The sequence below is a fragment of the Alteromonas sp. genome (assembly GCF_984505615.1).
Genome location: NZ_CFHOXV010000002.1, coordinates 177,572 through 197,947, shown reverse-complemented (window position 1 = coordinate 197,947; position 20,376 = coordinate 177,572). Strand labels below are relative to the sequence as shown.

The 20,376-nt window shown below is 50.2% G+C and carries 19 protein-coding genes; 1 reads left to right on the top strand and 18 read right to left on the bottom strand.

All coding sequences use genetic code 11. The features are described 5' to 3' along the window. Positions 1–32: 32 nt before the first annotated feature. The 4 genes from AC4PME_RS02470 to flhA are packed head-to-tail and all read right to left on the bottom strand — an operon-like array spanning position 33 to position 5,198. Positions 33–761, bottom strand: a complete 729-nt coding sequence (locus AC4PME_RS02470; RefSeq protein WP_119500581.1) for an RNA polymerase sigma factor FliA — start codon at positions 759–761, stop codon at positions 33–35. Further along, entirely contained in the window at positions 758–1,624 is an 867-nt protein-coding gene (locus AC4PME_RS02465) for a MinD/ParA family protein (protein WP_119500580.1), read from the bottom strand. Before AC4PME_RS02465 ends, AC4PME_RS02470 begins: the two co-directional genes overlap by 4 nt. Then, complete coding sequence (gene flhF / locus AC4PME_RS02460; protein WP_119500579.1) at positions 1,621–3,066, bottom strand: flagellar biosynthesis GTPase FlhF; 1,446 nt, start codon at positions 3,064–3,066, stop codon at positions 1,621–1,623. The genes AC4PME_RS02465 and flhF overlap by 4 nt, the downstream gene beginning before the upstream one ends. Before the next feature lie 29 nt (positions 3,067–3,095). Next, complete coding sequence (gene flhA, locus AC4PME_RS02455) at positions 3,096–5,198, bottom strand: flagellar biosynthesis protein FlhA (RefSeq protein ID WP_119500578.1); 2,103 nt, start codon at positions 5,196–5,198, stop codon at positions 3,096–3,098. 154 nt (positions 5,199–5,352) lie between these two features. Here flhA and AC4PME_RS02450 point away from each other — a divergent pair, with 154 nt between their 5' ends. Beyond that, a complete protein-coding gene (locus AC4PME_RS02450; RefSeq protein WP_491045104.1) occupies positions 5,353–7,278 on the top strand; it encodes a tetratricopeptide repeat-containing diguanylate cyclase in 1,926 nt (641 codons plus the stop codon). Here AC4PME_RS02450 and flhB read toward each other — a convergent pair. The 14 genes from flhB to fliF form a co-directional block, all read right to left on the bottom strand. Beyond that, positions 7,268–8,392, bottom strand: a complete 1,125-nt coding sequence (flhB, locus tag AC4PME_RS02445; RefSeq protein WP_490708510.1) for a flagellar biosynthesis protein FlhB — start codon at positions 8,390–8,392, stop codon at positions 7,268–7,270. The two genes, AC4PME_RS02450 and flhB, sit on opposite strands and share 11 nt — an antisense overlap. An 8-nt stretch (positions 8,393–8,400) precedes the next feature. Then, positions 8,401–9,183, bottom strand: a complete 783-nt coding sequence (gene fliR, locus AC4PME_RS02440; RefSeq protein WP_119500575.1) for a flagellar biosynthetic protein FliR — start codon at positions 9,181–9,183, stop codon at positions 8,401–8,403. 12 nt (positions 9,184–9,195) lie between these two features. Then, the gene (gene fliQ / locus AC4PME_RS02435) at positions 9,196–9,465 is read right to left on the bottom strand and encodes a flagellar biosynthesis protein FliQ (RefSeq protein ID WP_119500574.1); all 270 of its coding nucleotides are present in this window, start codon (positions 9,463–9,465) and stop codon (positions 9,196–9,198) included. Positions 9,466–9,475: 10 nt separating this feature from the next. Beyond that, positions 9,476–10,243 (bottom strand): flagellar type III secretion system pore protein FliP, encoded by a 768-nt coding sequence (fliP, locus tag AC4PME_RS02430; RefSeq protein WP_119500573.1) that lies wholly within the window; start codon positions 10,241–10,243, stop codon positions 9,476–9,478. After that, positions 10,230–10,649 carry a flagellar biosynthetic protein FliO gene (gene fliO, locus AC4PME_RS02425; RefSeq protein ID WP_119503332.1) on the bottom strand — a complete coding sequence of 140 codons (420 nt, stop codon included), beginning with the start codon at positions 10,647–10,649 and terminating at the stop codon, positions 10,230–10,232. Before fliO ends, fliP begins: the two co-directional genes overlap by 14 nt. 28 nt (positions 10,650–10,677) lie before the next feature. Then, positions 10,678–11,085, bottom strand: a complete 408-nt coding sequence (gene fliN, locus AC4PME_RS02420; protein WP_119500572.1) for a flagellar motor switch protein FliN — start codon at positions 11,083–11,085, stop codon at positions 10,678–10,680. Positions 11,086–11,112: 27 nt separating this feature from the next. Next, the gene (gene fliM / locus AC4PME_RS02415; protein WP_119500571.1) at positions 11,113–12,171 is read right to left on the bottom strand and encodes a flagellar motor switch protein FliM; all 1,059 of its coding nucleotides are present in this window, start codon (positions 12,169–12,171) and stop codon (positions 11,113–11,115) included. Between the two features lie 12 nt (positions 12,172–12,183). Next, positions 12,184–12,771: a flagellar basal body-associated protein FliL gene (fliL, locus tag AC4PME_RS02410; RefSeq protein WP_491045103.1), complete on the bottom strand. Its 588-nt coding sequence runs from the start codon at positions 12,769–12,771 to the stop codon at positions 12,184–12,186. Between the two features lie 85 nt (positions 12,772–12,856). Further along, positions 12,857–14,842 carry a flagellar hook-length control protein FliK gene (locus tag AC4PME_RS02405; protein ID WP_491045102.1) on the bottom strand — a complete coding sequence of 662 codons (1,986 nt, stop codon included), beginning with the start codon at positions 14,840–14,842 and terminating at the stop codon, positions 12,857–12,859. A gap of 182 nt (positions 14,843–15,024) precedes the next feature. Then, a complete protein-coding gene (fliJ, locus tag AC4PME_RS02400; protein WP_303574370.1) occupies positions 15,025–15,474 on the bottom strand; it encodes a flagellar export protein FliJ in 450 nt (149 codons plus the stop codon). Between the two features lie 5 nt (positions 15,475–15,479). Continuing rightward, a complete protein-coding gene (gene fliI / locus AC4PME_RS02395) occupies positions 15,480–16,814 on the bottom strand; it encodes a flagellar protein export ATPase FliI (protein WP_490708508.1) in 1,335 nt (444 codons plus the stop codon). After that, the gene (gene fliH / locus AC4PME_RS02390; RefSeq protein WP_491045101.1) at positions 16,807–17,589 is read right to left on the bottom strand and encodes a flagellar assembly protein FliH; all 783 of its coding nucleotides are present in this window, start codon (positions 17,587–17,589) and stop codon (positions 16,807–16,809) included. Before fliH ends, fliI begins: the two co-directional genes overlap by 8 nt. Positions 17,590–17,623: 34 nt before the next feature. Continuing rightward, positions 17,624–18,661 (bottom strand): flagellar motor switch protein FliG, encoded by a 1,038-nt coding sequence (fliG, locus tag AC4PME_RS02385; RefSeq protein ID WP_119500565.1) that lies wholly within the window; start codon positions 18,659–18,661, stop codon positions 17,624–17,626. An 11-nt stretch (positions 18,662–18,672) separates the two neighbouring features. Next, a complete protein-coding gene (fliF, locus tag AC4PME_RS02380; RefSeq protein ID WP_119500564.1) occupies positions 18,673–20,376 on the bottom strand; it encodes a flagellar basal-body MS-ring/collar protein FliF in 1,704 nt (567 codons plus the stop codon).

Here is a 20,376-nt window from a genome sequence, read left to right as displayed (position 1 = left end):
GGATTATCAATCGTTATTAATATTAGTATGTTTTATTCTTCTGCCTGCCATGATTGCATTCGAGCTTTTAGTTTTAACATGGCCTGGCTATGAATCTGGCTGACCCTTGACTCACTGACTTCAAGAACTTCACCGATTTCACGTAAATTCAGTTCTTCATCATAGTACAGGGACAGTACAATTGCTTCCCGTTCAGGTAATGTTGTGATGGCATGCGCCAACGCCTTTTGAAACGCCCCCTGCATTAAATCTTCGAGGGGTGAATCATTACCTTTATTCTGTTCTGTGCTGATTACATCTTCTGATACACCCAGGTCTTCAATACCGACAAGTTTACCGGCATTCACCTCGTTAAGCATTTGATGATAATCATTAATACTGACATTTAGCTTAGCAGCAATTTCTGTATCACGCGCGTCTCTGCCAGTTTCTCTTTCAACTTGTGTTATGGCTTCCGTAATAGCACGGCTATTTTTATGCACTGAACGGGGTGTCCAGTCGCCCTTACGGATTTCATCCAGCATAGCACCACGAATACGGATACCTGCGAAGGTTTCGAAACTGGCCCCTTTCGAGCCGTCGAAATTTCTGGCTGCTTCCAGCAATCCGATCATCCCTGCCTGAATCAGGTCATCCACCAGCACACTGGCAGGCAAACGCGCCATCAGGTGATGGGCAATACGTTTTACAAGGGATGCATGGCGCTCGACCAGCTGCGACTTGTCGGTCTGCTGCTGGTAAGCTGCCGCTTTACTATTCAACGTTGGCTTCCTACTGCTTGCTTCGTCACCAGTTGTTCAATGAAAAATTCCAGGTGACCACCCGGCTGAGCCGGTACCGGCCAGTTAAGCGCTTTGGTGGCTAACTGACTAATCGCGACGGCCGCAGGAGAACCGGGAAATGCATCCACAATAGCGGTTTGCTTTCTGACTGCCCGACGAATATTTTCGTCGAAAGGTACAGTTGCCACCAATTCTAGTGCCACATCCAGGAATCTGCCTGTCACTTTTGATAATTTACTGAATAATTCCTGCCCTTCACGAATGTCCCGAACCATGTTTGCCACTATTTTGAAACGGAACACGCCGTGCTCACGGTTCAATATTTTAATCAGTGCATAGGCATCGGTCAGAGAAGTCGGTTCGTCACAAACCACGACCATGATGTCCTGCGAGGCACGGGAGAAACTCAGTACCATATCGGAAATACCGGCAGCGGTATCTACAATCAGCACGTCAATCTGCGACCGCAACTCACTGAAAGCACGGATTAATCCGGCATGTTCTGTGGGCGATAACTCAGTCATTGCCTGAGTACCTGAAGTCGCCGGAGCGATTTTAATACCGTGAGGTCCGGTTACCAAAACATCATCAAGTGTGCATTCACCGGATAATACGTGAGAAAGGTTCTTCTCAACACGCAGACCCAGCATGACGTCAACGTTCGCTAATCCTAAATCGGCATCGAGTACCATGACCCGCTTACCTTGCTTGGCCATAGCAATCGCCGTGTTTAATGTAATGTTGGTTTTACCAACACCACCTTTGCCGCCGGTAACGGCAATAACCTTTATGAGGCGTGATTGATTCATCTTTCGTAAGCTACTCGCTTGATCTTCGATCATACTGCCTGAACTGAATTAACTTCATGATTACGCTTAGTATGATTCAAACCGTACTTTTTATAAAGCTTTGCAGCGGCAGATACGAGAGATTTTGCATCAGCAACTTTAATATCTTCAGGTACCTGCTGCCCGTCGGTCACATAACTAACTGGCAATTGCTGTTCAACAGCAACACTTAAAACCTCACCCAAACTGTAGCATTCATCAACTTTCGTGAAGATACATCCGTCAAGCTTAACGGAATTATACGCTTCAATGATGCGTTGCAATGCAGGATATTGGGTATTTGCCTGCGCAACCAGGTATTTACGGACAGGTTGCATTTGTCCGTGATTAAATTGACCAAGTTGCTTAATTAAACGACTGTCGCGCTGACTGAAACCAGCCGTGTCTATTAATATTAGACGCTTATGGCGTAACTGGAAGAGAAGTTCGGCTAATTCTTCACTGCTTTGCGCCTTCCTTGTAGTACAGCCAATAATTTTGCCATACGTTGCCAGCTGTTCATAAGCGGCAATACGGTAGGTATCGATAGTGATCATAGCCACCTGATCAGCACCGTATTTTTGCGCATAGCGTGCTGCTAATTTAGCAACAGTCGTGGTTTTGCCTGTTCCCGTTGGACCAACAAGAGCAACCACACCGGTTTGGGTCAGGATATCATTACCGGAAACATTAAGGCGATTAGCCAAAAGGTTGAGAAGGTAAATCCATGCTTCCCGCTCGGTGTATTGAGACGGGGTGTAATGCACCAGTTGCTCAGCCAGTGAAGCGCTCAGCCCCATACCGGTTAAACACTGGGTCAGATAACTGTGTACAGGGCGCTGACGCTGCTTTTTGGCATCCATCAAGTCTGCGACCTGATATTGTAAAACGCTGCGAAGAGAGGCCAGCTCCTCTTTTATCGCATCCAGCTCACTGGCAGGGGCACCGGCAGACTGCTGACTTTCCGCCGCTTTAAAATCGGGATTCATTTGAGATACCGGTGCAGGCCTTTGTTCTTTTGCAGAAAATACATCAGCAAATGAAAACGCCTCTTCGTCATGAGATGCAGCGGGTTGTGGGTTGACCCCACGGGTATCTGCGGCAAATGCAGACGATGTTTGTGGTGCAGGAGAAACTGCAGGATTCTGACGGTCACTTCCGGCAGCCGCAGCTTTTTCTGCAGCCTGCTTTTCAAGTAACGCCCGTAAGGTATCCGGACCATCGTCACCGATAATTTCGCTGAGGCTTGGCGTCGCCTTTTGTGCAGCTGTTTTACCTGCGTCATGGCGGGTGTTGAGTTTTATTTTTGCTTCCGGCTCTTTATCGTAAGCGGCGACCAGCTCAATACCGTCTGCCACTTTGCGATTCGACATGATTACGGCGTCACTGCCCAATTCTGCTTTTACCTGGCTTAATGCTTCCCGCATATCTTTGCCAAAAAACCGTCTGATTTTCATCTCAACCTCTTCACTCACCCGGCGTCAGATTATTGACCCACAGAGCTGACAATTTTGATTTGTTTGTCATCAGGGATTTCCTGATAAGACAACACATGCAGGCCAGCTACCGAATACTTCAGGAAGCGTGACAGCACAGGTCTTAACATGCCTGACGTCAACAGTACCGCAGGCTCGCCATTCAGTTCTTGTTGTTGTGCGGCCTGTTGCAGGGATTGCTGGAGCCGGTCTGCCAGTCCCGGTTCGATGCCGGCGCCGTCCTCTCCTCCTGCCTGAAGTGACTGGTGCAACATCTGTTCCAACTCTGGTGCCAGAGTTATGACAGGCACTTCTTTCGCTCCCTGACTGATTTCCTGCACAATCAAACGCTTCAGCGCAATACGCACTGCAGATACCAGCACATCCGGATCCTGACTGCGGGGTCCGTATTCCGATAAGGTCTGAACGATAGTACGCATATCGCGGATGGGAACGCCTTCGAACAATAAGGTTTGCAGTACTTTTACAACGGTGCTCAGCTGCAAAATATCCGGTACCAGCCCTTCCACCAGCTTAGGACTGGATTTCGCCAGCATATCGAGAAGTTGTTGTACTTCTTCATGACCGAGTAACTGGTAAGCATTGTTGCTGAGTAACTGACTGAGATGTGTCGCTACCACGGTGGCCGCATCCACTACTGTGTAACCAAGGGTTTGCGCATGCTCCCGCTGATTCGGCCGTATCCACACGGCATCCAGTCCGAAAGCGGGGTCTTTAGTCGCCCGTCCTTCCAGCTTACCGAACACCTGCCCGGGGTTAATCGCCAGCTCTTCATCATGACTGATTTGCGCATCTCCGATGGTCACACCCAGCATGGAGATCGTGTAGGCATTGGGGTCGAGATCCAGATTATCGCGGATGTGCACCGGCGGAACCAGAAAGCCCAGTTCCTGAGACAGTTTCTTCCGCACACCTTTTATACGTGTAAGCAATTCGCCGCCCTGTGATTTATCCACCAGCGGAATGAGCCGGTAACCAACTTCAAGGCCGATAGTGTCAACTTGCTGTACGTCATCCCAACCCAGCTCTTTAATTTCCGGAGCAGGCTGGTCAGCACCACCTTCCATTTTGGCCGGCACAGCCGGTTTTTCTGCCGCTTTCTTCGCCTGCACACCCTGCCAGTATGCATAACCGGCAGCAATAGCAGAGAAACCCAGAAAGGCCACGTGGGGCATGCCGGGCACAATCCCCATGACAAACAGCACCGCTGCGGCAATATACAGAGCCTGCTGATTACCCAGCTGTGTCCGGATTTCCTTACCCATTTCCTGGGTTTCGTTTTCACGGGTGACGATAATTGCCGTTGCCACCGACAACAACAGGGATGGGATCTGGGCAACCAGACCGTCACCGATTGTCAGAATAGTGTAAACTTCCAGCGCATTTCCAAACGACAAGTCATGCTGAATCATGCCGATAAATAAGCCACCGACGATATTAATCATCATGATGAACAAACCGGCTACCGCGTCACCTTTAACGAATTTTGATGCACCGTCCATCGAGCCGTAGAAGTCTGCTTCTGCGGTGATTTCTTCCCGGCGCTTGCGGGCTTCATCCTGATCGATATAGCCGGCATTCAAATCGGCATCAATGGCCATTTGCTTACCGGGCATGGCATCAAGTGTAAATCTGGCGCTGACTTCAGATATACGGCCGGCACCGGCTGTCACTACTTTGAAGTTGATAATGAGCAGGATGGCGAATACCACCACACCCACCGCATAGTTACCACCAATAACCACGGCTCCGAAGGCTTCGATTACCTTCCCCGCAGCATCGCCGCCTTCATGACCATACAGCAAAACGACCCGCGTCGAGGCAACATTCAATGCCAGCCGCAACACCGTAGCAATCAGCAAAACCAGGGGAAATATACCGAAATCCACCGGTTTTTGGGTAAATACAGCCACAAGAATAATGACCAGACTGAGGGCGATGTTAAAACTGAAAAGAACATCGAGCAGAAAGGGCGGCATGGGCAAAATAACCATGCCCATGATCGCCAGCAAAACGACAGGCGCCCCCAGACCACTGGTGATATTTTGAATCTGGTTTTTGTCGAACCGCTGCAGATAGCCGGATAGCTGCATAAAATTTGCTCTCGCTAACAGAAAATTGACGCTTACTTCGTGTCTGTCAGTGTCAGTTCAACTAATGTGCCAGTTTGAAAATGTTTGCCTGCGTGCGCCCGGCGGTGTTTTTTGAACTATAGTTAAACCGGATGAGACATGCTCAGGACAACAAGTGCCGGAATACCCGTTAAAACAGCGACGTATTGCATTTAAGAACAATATTATTCCTGTTGTCGCCGCGACAGGCCTGATATTTATGTCTTATTGCACCTTTGCGGCACCGGCACAGGTATCTGCGCCCGATGATGCGGTTATCCACGTCATTAAGTCTTTTCATCAGCACCCGCAGGAAACCGTACTTGGTCTGGAGGAGATGCTTGATGATGTCCTGCCCGACTATACGCCTGCCACCATTCAATATCTGCTGTCGTACTTTTACATGAAACTGGGTGATTTCAGCCGCTCAGAGTCTCTTCTGGAACAGGGGCTTGAAAATGTAGATCAAGTAGGCGAACCGTTGCTCTATCACCGTTTACTGTTGCAAAAATCGCAACTTTACGAAAAAACAGAGCGCCAGGTGCTGGCGCTGCATTATGTCGCTGTCGTCAGTGAGTGGGCACAGCAGCATACTGTCACCCAGCTGTACATCGGTGCATTAATAACGGAAGGATTAATTCAGCAATCACTACAAAATCGTGAGGCCGCGCTGACAAAACTGATCATTGCCCACAGAATTGCATCGGAGAACGCGACTCAAATCCTGCCTGCTCACATAGCTGGTCTTATTGCATCGGTGTTTCAGCAGGCTGAACAGTACGACAATGCCCTTCCCTATTTGCAGGAGGCGCTGGAATTTGCCGTCACCAGAAACAACCGGGTCAATCAGCAAAACCTGTTACATAAGCTTGCTCTTTCTCACTTTGCTACGGGCGACGAAATTGCAGGGCAGCGTTATTTCGACGAAGCAATGACCATTGCCCGGGAACTGGCAGACAAAAATGCGCAGGTGGAATTACAACTTCTTGACGCTGACAGGTTAATGAAAAAGAAAGCCTTTACAGAGGCGCTGGCAATTTACCAACACTTAACAGCGATTCAGGAAATACTGCCATCTGAACAGTATTACGGGGACATTTTACGGGGCTTATCAAACGCCCATTATCATACCGGCAACTTCGGCACCGCACTGGACACACTGGCCCGCGCAGAAACGATTTCTGCATCAGCTACGCCTAAAGAAATGATTGAGTCACGGATACTGGAATCAAGAATTCAGGCGGCATTAGGCAACTACGGCGAGGCCTATCAAACCCTGGAAGACGCACGCAATAAACAAGTAAAACGCCTGAATGAAATCAGTGCTGAAAAGTTGTTCAAACTGCAGACTCTTTTCGACGTTGATAAGAAAAGTCAGGAAAATGCCGCCCTCAAAGCGATGACAAAAGCTCAGGAATTGCGGATAAAAACAGAGCGCCAGCGGGGCTTCTTTATGATATCAGCGCTCGTTTTACTTTTCAGTCTGTGCGTGGCACTGGTTATTTTGCAGAAAAAGCGCGCCAGGTATCAGCATAAACTGGAACAGATTGCGATGACTGACAGCCTGACATCTCTGCTAAACCGCCAGCATACCTTTAAATTACTGGAAGAACAGGCTGACATTGCCGGGGCCTGCGGCAAAAAACTAGCTGTCGCCCTGCTCGATATCGATTTATTCAAACAGGTAAATGATAATTTTGGTCACGCTGCCGGCGATGAAGTATTACGCACCTTTGGTGCTCTGGTCAGAGACAATTTCAGAAAAACCGATATTACAGGCAGAATAGGCGGTGAAGAATTTTTACTTATATTTCCTGATGCGGATATTACAGAGGCAAAAGCTGCTACAGACAAATTCAGAGCTGCCCTGAAAACGGCCGGAAATGCCCTTCCCTATGCATTGGGCCCGCTTACGGTATCCGGCGGGATAGGATACGTTACAGGACCTGATACGATGGCCGCAGAACTGGAAGCCATCGACAAAGCATTATATCAGGCCAAAGAAACAGGCCGCGACGCCATCATTGTTGTGGATAAAAGTACTGACGGGTTTACCGTCTGAGTTCAGGTGGGATGGGCAAGTCTTTCTTAAGTGGCTTAGGCCGTTTGCCCTTACCGGCTTTAAACGCCCGCAACTGATACACATACGCCAGTACCTGTGCCACCGCCATGAACAATTTATGGGGAATTTCGTGCTCAACTTCAGTGGAATAATAAATAGCCCTTGCCAGCATGGGTGACGGCACAACAGGCACTTCATGGGCACCGGCAATTTTACGGATGTGCATGGCCAGTTCATCAATTCCTTTTGCCACCACCACAGGCGCTCTGCCGCCATTATCATCGTATTTAAGTGCCACGGAATAGTGCGTCGGGTTAGTCACAACCACATCCGCTTTCGGTACTTCCTGCATCATCCGGCGGGCTGCTGCCTGATATTGCAGGCGACGAATACGTCCTTTCACCTGAGGATCACCCTCGGCATTTTTACGTTCGTCTTTCACCTCCTGCTTGGACATTTTCATTTCTTTGTTGTGCTTGTACAGCTGGTACGGCACATCAAAAATAGCGATGGGGATCATGCCCAGTGTCAGCAGGAAAAACGCCCATTCGAGCATATTCAGTGCATGGAACAAATTATTCGGGTACAACCCAAGGTCAAGATGCAGTGCTTCATCCTGAAAGTACATTAACGACACCAGCGCCATGGCACCGATAACAAAGAACTTGGCAATGGACTTGAGCAGTTCCACCAGGCCATTAATACCGAACATGCGCTTAAAACCGTTTAGCGGATTCAGTTTATTCATTTTCGGCGACGCCGATTCCCAGGTGAAATTGTATCCGCCCAGCGCAATAGAGCCGTATATACCGGCGGCCATCGCAACGACCATGTATAGTAAAACAGGCGCTGCCACCGCAGAAAAACCATAAACCCAGGCCCCAAACATGTGAGTTGCGTCATAGGTTTGATCACGGGAAAGTTGGAACATGTTCTTCATCATGCCGAAAATAGCCTGTGCGATGGTGCCTCCCATGACAAGAAACATGACACCACTGACCACCAGAACCAGTGTCGTAGATAACTCTCTGGACCGGGCAAGCTGGCCTTTTTTTCGTGCGTCGTCGAGTTTTTTCCCCGTGGGGTCTTCTGTTTTTTCCTGTTCGTCAGCCATCGTCTACCTCACACGGGACAGATCATCAGCAACTCGCACATGAATTGCTGAGCACGTTGCCACTGGGTGGCAAAGTGGGACGTAAAGTTATCGAGGGTAATCCAGATAATGATTAACCCCATGATTTGTGCAATGGAAAAACCAATGCTGAAAATATTTAACTGTGGCGATGCTTTGGTCATCACCCCGAACGCAAGGTTCACGATCAGCAGTGACACGATAGGCGCCAGCGATAACGTAATCGCAGACACAAACATCCAGCCGCCCCATTCTGCGATATCGCGGAACTGATCTGCTGTCCACCAGGCTTCGCCGATGGGAAACGCATCAAAGCTGATAACAATCATCTGGATCATGGCCAGATGGCCGTCAACGGTCCAGAAAAGTAACGTCGCCAGGATCAGATAAAACTGACCGACTGCCGGCACGTTAATTCCGTTTACCGGGTCGACAATGGAGGCGAACCCCAGACCGGTTTGCATGGCGATGATCTGACCTGCCAGAACAAAGGTGTTCAGGACCATCATAGAAATAAACCCGATGGCGATTCCAATCAGCAACTGCTGAATAACCATCAGAAAAGATCCTACGCCGACCAAATCGTCCACGGGTACCGGTTTAACGACCGGCATAATCACCAGAGTCAGAAAGATAGCCAGCAGGGCTCTCACCGACTGGGGGATAGATTTGGCACTTAATCCAATCATGGCTGCAAACATGCCGCTGATGCGCATAAACGGCAGCAACATATCAGCCAGAAACTGATTAATGGTAGATAAATCCACGTTCACGGAACGTAACCTTTACCCGACGACCTGAGGGATTTGATTGACCATATGAAAGGTAAAGTCCATCAGTTGCTCCACCAGCCAGTTACCTCCCCACGCCAGTGCCAGCAAGGTCACGATAAGCCTGGGCAGGAAACTCATTGTCTGTTCGTTGATTGACGTGGCCGCCTGAAATACTGCCACAATCAGACCCACAATCATGCTGGGCACAATCACCGCTGACACCAGCAGGATAACCATAAACATGGATTCACGGAGAATTTGAACAAAGACTTCAGGTGTCATGTGTTGTCTCCTACACGCCCATGCCGAAACTGGTTGCCAGGGTGCCGAATATCAAGTTCCAGCCATCCACCAGCACAAACAGCATTAATTTAAAGGGCAGTGACACAATCATCGGCGACAGCATCATCATACCCATCGCCATCAAAATGGAGGCCACGACCAGGTCAATAATGAGGAACGGAATAAACAACATGAAGCCAATTTGAAATGCGGTTTTCAGCTCGCTGGTCACGAATGATGGGATCAGAATGGTCAGCGGCACATCTGCAGGCTCATCATACTTATCTTCATCGCCGGCAATACGGACAAAGGTTTCCAGATCTTTCACCCGGGTTTGTGACAACATAAACGCCCGCATGGGTTCTGCTGCTTCTTCCAGCGCCTGGCGGGAGGTCATTTCCTCGTTCAGATAAGGTTGCAGGGCGCGCTCATTTACCTCCTCAAACACCGGCGTCATGATAAACATAGACAGAAACAGGCTCACGCCGATAAGGATTTGATTGGAAGGAGACTGTTGCAGGCCAATGGCCTGACGGAGAATGGATAACACTACGATAATACGGGTGAATGACGTCATCATCATAATAAACGCAGGAATAAGGCTCAGCGCAGACATGATGAACAATGCCTGCAACGTCATTGAATAATCCTGCGTGCCGTCCGCATTGGTGGTCACAGTGACAGCAGAAATCCCCTGCTGGGCACTGGCAGGCAGAGCCAGAAGAAATAATAGCGGACAGAGTGTCAGAAAACGGCACAACCATTTATTGTTTATCATTGCCCTCTCCTTTCACTGCCGGATTCATGGCGCCAGCCATAGCTTTAACCAGTTTCTGACGAAAATCGGCACCGTTACTCTCCTGTCCGTTTCCGGCAGGTGCTAATGGCGTTTCCAGTTTACTGAGATGATTGATGTTGTGAGCAGTCACGCCGATGAGATGCTGCTCGTCACCCACCTGAATAACCATAATGCGCTCTTTGGCACCGGCCATCATGCTGGCAACCACTTTCATCTGCCCGTTCGCAGCATGAGTGACATTAAACCGGCGCATAAGCCAGGCGAGGGAAAATATAATGCCGACAACCACCAGCAATGATAGAAAAATTGACAGTACAGACGTGGGATTAGTTATTGACTGGGTGCTTTGAGCACAGACCTGATGGCTAAATAACAGGGGCAGCAGAATGCAACCCCCTGTTTTAGAAAGCGTTTTAGCGAAGCTTTTTGATTCTCTCGATTTGACTGATAACATCCGTTAACCGAATACCAAACTTATCGTTGACCACTACTACCTCTCCATGAGCAATCAACGTGCCATTTACCAGAACATCCAGTGGTTCACCGGCCACCCGGTCCAGCTCGACCACGGAACCCTGGTTCAATTGTAGCAGGTTACGGATGCTTATCTGGCTGCGTCCCACTTCCATAGAAATGGTCACAGGAATATCTAAAATGGTATCGAGTTTCTTTTTCTCTTCCTGAGTAATCGGCGCATCATCGGTCAGCTCATCTAACTCAGCAACCTGAACGTCATCACCACCTTCACCTTCGCCAGCTTCAGCATCAGCCTGCTCGGCCATGGCTGCGGCCCAGTCGTCCATTCCGTCATTATCACTCATGACTTTGCCCTCTTACTAAGATCGTCACTACAGATCTTCTTCAAGTACTTGCAGCTCAGCGTCGTTATCAATAACGCGCCCGCCGCGGGTTAATAATTGCAGTTCCGATTTCACCGACGTCGGACGCGGGATCTTATCGGAAATTTTCAGTGCCAGCGCATCTCTGGAGCGTCCGAGCTTAGCCCGGAACGTGGGGAGATCTTCAATCAGCACAGTAATGTGCTCCGGCATTTCCACCGGAATGATATCCCCGGCTTTAAATTCCATAATTTGACGCAGCGGCACGTCCACATCCAGCATATGCGTGGTTAATGCCACTTTTACGTCAAGAATTTCGTCACGCAGTGCCTTACTCCAGCGTAAATCGGTGTCTTCTTTATCAGATTGCACACCCGCATCGAGTAATTCACGAATAGGTTCCAACATGGAATAGGGCAACGACACGTGAAAATCACCACCGCCACCGTCCAGTTCTATGTGGAAGGAACTGATAACTACCACTTCCGTGGGGCTGACAATATTAGCCATGGCCGGGTTAACTTCAGAATCCAGATACTCAAAAGAAACATCCATGACCGGCGCCCAGGCTTCTTTGTAGTCTTCGAAAATAATTTTCAGCAACATCTGAATAATACGCCGTTCAGTAGGCGTAAATTCACGTCCTTCGATTTTCGCATGATAGCGGCCATCACCACCGAAGAAGTTATCCACCAGAATAAACACCAGCCGGGCTTCCATGGTGATGAGCCCCGTTCCTTTCAACGGACGGAAGCGCACCATGTTCAGACTCGTGGGTACAAACAGCGTGTGAATGTACTCGCCGAATTTGATCATCTGGATGCCGTTGATAGAGACTTCGGCAGACCGTCGCATCATGTTAAACAAGCTCACCCGCAAATGCCGGGCAAAACGCTCGTTAACAATTTCCAGCGTTGGCATACGGCCACGTACAATCCGGTCCTGCGAGGAGAAATCATATTCCAGCGCAGATCTGTCGGAGGGTGCGTCCGATACCTCTTCTTCTTCGACATCATCGACACCGTGTAAAAGCGCGTCAATTTCGTCTTGTGATAATAAATCGCTCACTGTGATAACCCGTTATTGCATCACGAAACCTGTGAACAATACCTGTTCAACCACTTCTGACCCTGTATATTCCTTCATGGCCGACTGTACTTCTTCAAGGGCTTTTTCCCGCAATTCGATTTTGCCCGCTTCTGTGACCAGATCATCGGCATTACTGCTGCTGAAGACTTGCAATAAACGCCCCTGAATAAGCGGAATATTCACTTTCGCAGTTTCTTCATTATCAGTGCCCCTGACCAGTAACTGAATTTTAATCTGTACCGTACGCTCACGGCCACTGCCCGGAATATGGAACAATAAGGGTTGTGGTAATGCAACATATAAGGCAGTTCCCACTTCCGCTGAACCTGATGCCGGAGCAGCTTCCGGTGCTTCGCCTTCACCTTCGGCGGCTGCGCCTTCTTCGCCTTCACCTTCGGCGGCTGCGCCTTCTTCGCCTTCAGCTAATGCTTCTGCTGCGGGCTCATCACCACCGGCAAACAGAAAGAAATAAGCGCCGGCACCGCCACCAATCAATACCACAGCAATAATGATGATCAACATCATCTTACTTTTCTTGCCGCCACCTTCTTCTTCGATTTGTAACTCTTCATCAGCCATTGCGCTTTCCCCGTTAACCATTTTGGCGAGTATTATGGTGAATTACAGACAATTGGCAATAAGCATTGCGTATGTCTGCTCATGGTTAAGCATAGTCATCAATTCCGCCCTGTGCCTGGCGGGTAAGCGATTGTTCTGTTACTTGTGTGTCTTCGCCGGCTTCCTGTGCAAGCTGGCCATTTCCGCCCCCCTGCTGACTGCCTTCACCACCTTCACCGTTGCCCCCCTGTTGTTGCTGACTGACAAAAGATTCACCCAGATTAATTCCCTGCTCTGCCAGCATTTCACGCAGGCGCGGCTCGGCCTGAGCCAGAGCATCTCTGGCCTGCGCTGACTGTACGACAAAGTTTACCGTCGCGGCGTCACCGGATACATTTACCCGCACCTGCATGCTACCCAATTCCGGCGGATCGAGGCGGATTTCCGCCATGGAATTTCTGGCATTGACCATCCAGCGTACCTTCTCAGCCAGTTGCTGCTGACCTTCTGGTTGATGAATATTCACCGGCTTGTCTGCATCAGCGGCCTGTTGAGCGGCTGAGCGTTCTGTGCGGGCCTGCTGAATATCCGCTACGGTAGTATCTGAGCCCGAATGAAGTGATGCCAGAGCTGTCACTGTGGTGCCCTGCGCCAGTTGCGAAGCGGTCCCCGTAATGGCAGTGAGTTGTCTCATTTCAGTTTGCAGCATGACCTCAAGATTCTCCACCGGCGCAACGCCCGCTTCTTCAATGGCACCGGCGATCATCGCTTCCAGCGCTGATTGTTGTTCGCTGCCGCTTTGCAACTGAGCCTGAAACTGCTTAACAGCGTCGATGACGCCTTGTTTTACTTCTGCTTTCTGACCTTCACTGGCGTTATCGGGCAACAGTGCCACCACCTTATCAGCCAGGTTGTCTGTCACCAGTGTCTGTGATTCTTCTGATGATGACGCCAGTATTTTGGCAAACTCGCCGGCTGCACTTTGTGCGACAATGCCCGCTTCAGCATTCGCAGATGCACTGTTGTTCAGTGTTTGCTGTTCTTTCCCGCTTTGTTGATTATCCGCACCGGATTCGCCGCTCATTTCTGCTTTCATCAGAGAAACCAGCAAGGCAGCTTCTGCTTCCAGTTCACTTTCAGTCAATCCGGCATTTTCAGCATTCTCTGAGGCCGCTTTGTTCACATCTTTGCCTGACGCCTTATTCATTGCGGCAATCATGGCGGTAGCCAGCTTCATTGCCTCTTCATCTGAGATTTCTGCATCCCCGGCGGCAGTGCTTTCCTCTTCCTGTGCGGCAATCAGCGCGTTCACAGCTTCGTTAAGGGCTTCAGCAAGGGCCTGTAATGACTCACTGCCGTCAATTTCATTACTTTCACCTGTTCCGGATTGCGTTTTTTGCGCCTCTTTTAAGCCGGCGATCAGCGCTTCAAGCTCATCACTGCCATTACCGGCAAACAGTTCTTCGCCGCTGATCAATGCGTCAAGGTGCAGTTCCTCCGGCAACGCTTCAACACTGGTAGCCAGAGTGACATCACCTTCTACCTGTGCACCGGTGTTAAGTTCACCTTCGTTCAGACGCCGCACGGCATCAACAAAAGACAGCCAGTCTGTGGCATCACCGGCTTCGTCAGTGGCACTCTGCGTATCTGCAGAAGCGGCGATTTCCGCGTTTGTTTCTGACTCAGCCTCTGCTGCTACTGCGGCATTTGCGTCACCGTTTTCAGATGCATTACTTTTCTCAACGTCTGCCTTTTCTTTAGCAGATTGTTTTGCCGCAGTTTGTGCCGATTCAGTCACTTTGTGTTCGTCTGCCACATGGTTTTTATTCCGTTCCATGGGCTCACGGCTTGTTTGTGAATCACGGGAGGAGACACTGCGTTTATTGTCCAGGGATTTGGCATCTGTAGTATTATCAGGACGCTGACTGGCAGAAGAGGATTTTCTTGCCTGCTCTGCCGGTGTGGCAGCGCGGTTAAACACATCAGCAAAGGCCTGTTGCTGTCCGTCAGACGTCGATACACCGGCGGATGTATCGATATCTATCGGCAAAGCGGCAATTTCTGAACGCTGAGTGGCAACTTGTTGCATCATAATCTTAATCCTCTTCCCGGAAACCCCGTATTTCTGTCAAAAAACAGTGGTATTTGCGGGTTAGTTACTTTCACGTTAACAACTACGCAAAACCTGTTCCAGGTCGCCGGTTTCAGACTTTAAAGAAGAAATTAATTACAGCACCGCCGGATTTGTTCATACCGCAACAGCGGCACAGGCAGTTAGAATGGTGATTTAGTTAATTGATTTCTGTAGAATTTCTGCGAGGCATATTCATCAAGCATTTGCTGTTCGCGGCGGGCTTCAATACGCTGTGCTTCCTGTGCTTTTTTGTCGATGAGCATATCCACCGCTTTACGGCGCTTTTGCTGCTCAAGCCAGGCCCGTTTTCGCTGTTCAGCGACCAGTGATGCCTGAGAAATCACATTCATTTGCTGCTGACAGGCTTTATCCAGCTTACCGACAAACGACAAATGCTGATGGTAAGCTTTCGCCGCCACGCCACCTTTGCCCGTTGCCTGTATTTGACGGACATAATCAAGACGGTACTGTTGCAAATTGCTGAGTTTTTGACGCTGTTGAGTAACGTGCTGTTGAGCAAGCTGAAACTGCTGCGCAGCTTTCTGCTCTTTTTCCAGTTCGAATTTTGCAACCAGTGCAAGCTGACTCATTGACGTTATCCTTTACCTAACCCGCCGGCCAGTGCCGACATGCCCTGCAGACACTCATCATAGGGCAGAACGTTTTTCATGCCTTGCTGCAGGAATGCATTAATAGCCGGTTCCGCACGGATAGCGAGATCAATACGGGGATCAGAGCCTTTCGCATAGGCACCGATAGAAATAAGATCGCGGTTTTGCTTATACGTGGAATACACCTGACGAATACGCCGCGCCTGCTGTAAATGCTCGTCACTGGTCACCATAGGCATCACCCGGCTGATAGACGCTTCAATATCAATTGCCGGATAGTGGCCACTGTCTGCCAGCGTACGTGACAACACCACGTGACCGTCAAGAATAGCCCTTGCCGCATCGGCAATGGGATCCTGTAAATCATCGCCTTCGGTTAAAACTGTATAGAAAGCAGTGATTGAGCCCTGACCGGCACTGCCATTACCGGCACGCTCAACCAGTGCCGGTAAGCGTGCAAACACAGAGGGCGGATAGCCTTTAGTTGCCGGGGGTTCGCCTACGGCGAGCGCGATTTCCCGTTGCGCCATGGCATAACGGGTCAGAGAATCAATCAGCAGCAATACGTTCATGCCCTGGTCGCGGAAATACTCAGCAATCGTCACGGCTGTTTCACAGCCTTTCAGGCGCATTAACGGTGAGGTGTCTGCCGGTGCAGCCACAACCACGGCGCGCTGACGTTCCTCTTCAGTAAGGATATCGTGGATAAACTCTTTAACCTCACGGCCCCGTTCTCCCACAAGACCCACGACCACCACATCAGCTTCACAGCCACGGGTCATCATGCCCAGCAACACTGATTTACCCACACCGGATCCGGCAAAGAGTCCCATCCGCTGCCCTACGCCGACTGTGTTCAATGCGTTAATTGCACGTACACCCACATCCATAGGTTCAGAGATTGGCCGGCGTGTCAGCGGGTTGATGGGTGGTTTGGTGGTGGGCACGCGGGTGTCGGTTTTTACCGGTCCTAATCCATCAAGAGGCTGACCATTACCGTCGACCACACGACCGAGCAGACCCATACCCACAGCCAGACCACTTTCACGGTTTAACGGCAACACCCTTGAGCCGGGTACAATCCCGCGCACCGCTTCAGTGGGCATAAGATAAGTAATATCGTCGCCGAAACCGACGACTTCAGCTTCAATTTCCCCTTCAATGGTCTGCACCATACACTGACTGCCAACAGGCAGCTGACAGCCGACGGCTTCCAGGGTGAGACCAATACCACGAACCAGTTTTCCGGCGGCAACCACGGGAGGCTGGGGGATCTGGTCGACAAGATCTTCAAAATAACTGCCCCAGGGACTAGTCATCTGATAGCCCCCGGTCGAGGAGGAATTTGTTAAGTATGTCTTTGCAGCGGCGCTCTACAGACACATCAACAGCATTCTGTTGGGTGGTAATATCGCAGCCGCCACGGGACATTGCCGGTGATTCAATAAACTGCCAGCCTTTCTGTTCCACTACGTCTTTTCCGTAATGCTCTGTGACCAGTTGTATGTCGTCGGGGTGCATGGTGATGTGATAATGGGTTTCGTTCACCGGCAGGGCTTTTAATCCTTCTGCCAGCGCCTGCAAAATAGCGTCTTCACCGGTTTTCACTTCGGTGCGGATCACTGCCCTTGCCAGTGATACAGCCAGCCTGACCAGTTGTTTGCGGGTATCATCATTTACCTGCGATAACGGCGCAGTGAGATTATCTGCAAGAGATGTCCAGTTTGCAGCCAGTGCATCTATTTCAGCCTGAGCGGCCTCCAGACCTTCGGCTTTGCCGGCCTCCAGACCTTCACCATGGCCCTGCTCTTTGCCTTCGGTATATCCCTGCGCTTTGCCTTCCTCAAAGCCGGTCTGCTTGCCTTCGTTGTAGCCCTCATCATGGGCTGACTGACGGATGGCTTCAATTTCTTCAGCAGTAGGAGGCAGGATCTCTTCTTCTTCCGGCTCCGGAGGTTCATATTTCCAGTCGCTGCGGCGATTCAGCGCATTTGTGCGTTGTAAATCCTGCGTTGATTTTTCGTCAGACAAAAACGGCAAATCCCAGGATTTAGCCTCGTTAAATTCGTCATCTGGTGTTGAATTATCACTCATACAATCTGGCACCCGTTAACTGCACAAGCACTTATCACAGGAATTCTTCGCCACCGCCGCCGCCCAGCATAATTTCACCGGAGTCAGCCAGACGTCTGGCAACAGACAGAATTTCTTTTTGCGCAGTTTCCACTTCAGACAAGCGAACCGGCCCCAGTGCTTCGAGATCATCCAGCAGCATTTCAGCAGCACGTTTGGACATGTTACCGGTGATTTTGTTTTTAAGCTCTTCGTCAGCACCTTTAATCGCTTTGAGCAGTGAATCCTGATTAACCTCGCGGAGGATGGCCTGAATACCTCTCTCATCCACGTCAATCAGATTATCGAAGACGAACATCAGATCCTGGATCTGCTGGCTCATTTCCTCATCCTGCTCACGGATAGCATCCATCAACTGACCTTCAATGGAGGTATCGAGGTAGTTCATGATATCGGCAGCAGACTTCAGGCCGCCCATTTTCGCTGCCTGAGTACCAGCCTGACCGGCAAACTGTTTCTCCATGATCTCGTTCAGTTCCTGCAGTGCCGCCGGCTGCACTTCTTCCAGGTTGGCAATACGCATCAACAAATCGAGACGCACTTTTTCCGGGAACTGAGACAAAATCTCGGCACTTTGCTCCGGCTCAAGGTAAGACAATACAATAGTCTGGATCTGGGGGTGCTCGTTCCGGATGATGCTGGCAACCTGTTTGGAATCCATCCATTTGAGTGAATCCAGGCCTTTAGCACCACTGCCCATGAGGATTTGGTCAATCAGGTTTGCGGCTTTATCTTCACCTAATGCCGCAGTCAGCGCCCGTTTAACGAAGTCCTGGCTCTGGAATCCGATGGTACTGTAATTCTGAATTTCTTCGATGAAATGCTTATGCACCGCCGTAATTTTCGGCTGTGTCATGTCTTCGATTTTTGCCATCTCACCACCGAGCTTCTGCACTTGCTTCGGCTCCAGGTGTTTTAAAATTTGCGCGGCATCTTCTTCCGATAAGCTCAGTAACAGGATAGCGGCTTTCTCCACCCCTTCTAACTTACTGATATCGTAACTTTGTTCGCTTTGAGCCATTTCATCAGGCATTACGTTGAACCTTAATCATCCAGTGTCAACCAGCCCTTAACAACCTGTGCAGACAGCTCCGGCTCATTGGCCACCAGCGCACGCACGGCTTTAAGAACATCTTCATCTTTATGCAGATCCGGCAGCATCAGTGAGCCGTCCGGCGCGAAGCCAACCTGTGCTTCGTCGAAATCCTGACTCAGCATGCTGATAGTGTCATCACCCAGGTCGAGACTTTCATCTGCATCAAACTCGTCGGTGTCTTTCGATTCATCAGGATTGATAAGACGACGTAACATGGGTCTTATCACGAAGATAATCAATACAATGATGATCAACCCACCCACTACCAGTTTAAGTATAGGTAAGATTTCCGGACGTTCCCAGAAAGGCACTTCTTCAACACCTTCTGCATCCATCCGCGTGAACGGCACACTGACGACTTCCAGGGAATCTCCGCGGGCGACGTCGAACCCTATACCACCCTGCAGCAGACGGCGGATATTTAACAGTTGCTCCTGACTTTTCGGTGCGGTGGTGACACTGCCGTCTTCCGCAACGGTACGGTCGTGATCCACCGCCACAGACACACTGAGACGTCTGATCACACCGGTTTGCTTTTTGGTATGGCTGATAGTGGTATCCAGCTCATAGTTTTTCGTGGACTCGCGGTTGCTGCGTCCGGGAACCGGCGCTGACTGACCATCCTGTCCGATGGCGTTTTCAGGAATATTAGATTCCAGCGGCGGCTGGTTACTCAGCGCGCCCGGGATACCGCCGGCGATAGAGCCAACAGAATTTGATTCTACCGTCATTTCACTGCGTACAGCAGGAAGGTCCGGATTGTATGTACGCTGGGTTTGCTCCATAGCCGTAAAGTCCATGGAAATATCAGCCTGCGCCGTGTAGTTACCGATCCCGAGAACAGGGATCAGAATGGCGTCAATTTTCTCCAGATATTCCTGTTCACGCTGACGCTCGATTTCATATTCTTTCCGCGCCCGTGCGCTCATGGAATCCTGCGAACCGGAATTCAGCAGACGTCCATTGCTGTCTGTAACGGTAACCCGTGACGGCTCCATGCCCTGCACAGCGGAAGCGACGATATCCACCACCGCATCCACTTCTTCACCGGCAATCACTTTGCCACGTTTGGCCGTAAGCACAACGGTAGCACTGGCTTTCTTTTCCCGGCGGGCAAACACATTTTCTTTTGGCATAGCCAGTAAAACACGGGCTTTCTGAATGCTTGCCATGTCTTCGATTGTGGCTGCAATCTGTTGTTCACGGGCGTGTTTAAGACGCTCCATTTCTACCCGTTGAGATACACCGAATCCCATGTCCTGCATGATGATATCGGTGCCGGCATCTCCCGCACGGGTAAGTCCCTGACGGGTCATTCCCAGGCGCACATCCTGAAACTCGTCGCTGCGTACATATATGGTATTACCTTCCAGCTTGTATTCGATTTGACTGGCATCCAGGTAATCCAGTGTTTCGATAAGCTCTTCGGTTTCCATTTTCGCCAGCGGCCGGAAATCCGGCTCCTGTGCCCACAATAAAATGAAAATGGCGATGGCCACACAAATCACCAGTACAACGACCAGTGCCATCTGGCGCACCATGTCGGCACTGCCCAGCGTGTCCATGAATCCGGATTTGTTCTCCGCGTCTGAACCGCCGGTTTCGCCGGTTGAGTCGCTGACTGTCAGGTTAGTACCTGTTGCTTCGGCCAT

Bases quoted from the DNA above. Each gene is read 5' to 3' on its own strand.
- fliG (WP_119500565.1), bottom strand. From the start codon at position 18,661: ATGCCTGATGAAATGGCTCAAAGCGAACAAAGTTACGATATCAGTAAG.
- flhA (WP_119500578.1), bottom strand. From the start codon at position 5,198: ATGCAGCTATCCGGCTATCTGCAGCGGTTCGACAAAAACCAGATTCAA.
- fliN (WP_119500572.1), bottom strand. From the start codon at position 11,085: ATGAGTGATAATGACGGAATGGACGACTGGGCCGCAGCCATGGCCGAG.
- AC4PME_RS02405 (WP_491045102.1), bottom strand. From the start codon at position 14,842: ATGATGCAACAAGTTGCCACTCAGCGTTCAGAAATTGCCGCTTTGCCG.
- AC4PME_RS02465 (WP_119500580.1), bottom strand. From the start codon at position 1,624: ATGATCGAAGATCAAGCGAGTAGCTTACGAAAGATGAATCAATCACGC.
- fliH (WP_491045101.1), bottom strand. From the start codon at position 17,589: ATGAGTGATAATTCAACACCAGATGACGAATTTAACGAGGCTAAATCC.
- fliQ (WP_119500574.1), bottom strand. From the start codon at position 9,465: ATGACACCTGAAGTCTTTGTTCAAATTCTCCGTGAATCCATGTTTATG.
- flhB (WP_490708510.1), bottom strand. From the start codon at position 8,392: ATGGCTGACGAACAGGAAAAAACAGAAGACCCCACGGGGAAAAAACTC.
- fliL (WP_491045103.1), bottom strand. From the start codon at position 12,771: ATGGCTGATGAAGAGTTACAAATCGAAGAAGAAGGTGGCGGCAAGAAA.
- fliF (WP_119500564.1), bottom strand. From the start codon at position 20,376: ATGGCCGAAGCAACAGGTACTAACCTGACAGTCAGCGACTCAACCGGC.
- flhF (WP_119500579.1), bottom strand. From the start codon at position 3,066: ATGAAAATCAGACGGTTTTTTGGCAAAGATATGCGGGAAGCATTAAGC.
- fliJ (WP_303574370.1), bottom strand. From the start codon at position 15,474: ATGAGTCAGCTTGCACTGGTTGCAAAATTCGAACTGGAAAAAGAGCAG.
- fliI (WP_490708508.1), bottom strand. From the start codon at position 16,814: ATGACTAGTCCCTGGGGCAGTTATTTTGAAGATCTTGTCGACCAGATC.
- fliP (WP_119500573.1), bottom strand. From the start codon at position 10,243: ATGATAAACAATAAATGGTTGTGCCGTTTTCTGACACTCTGTCCGCTA.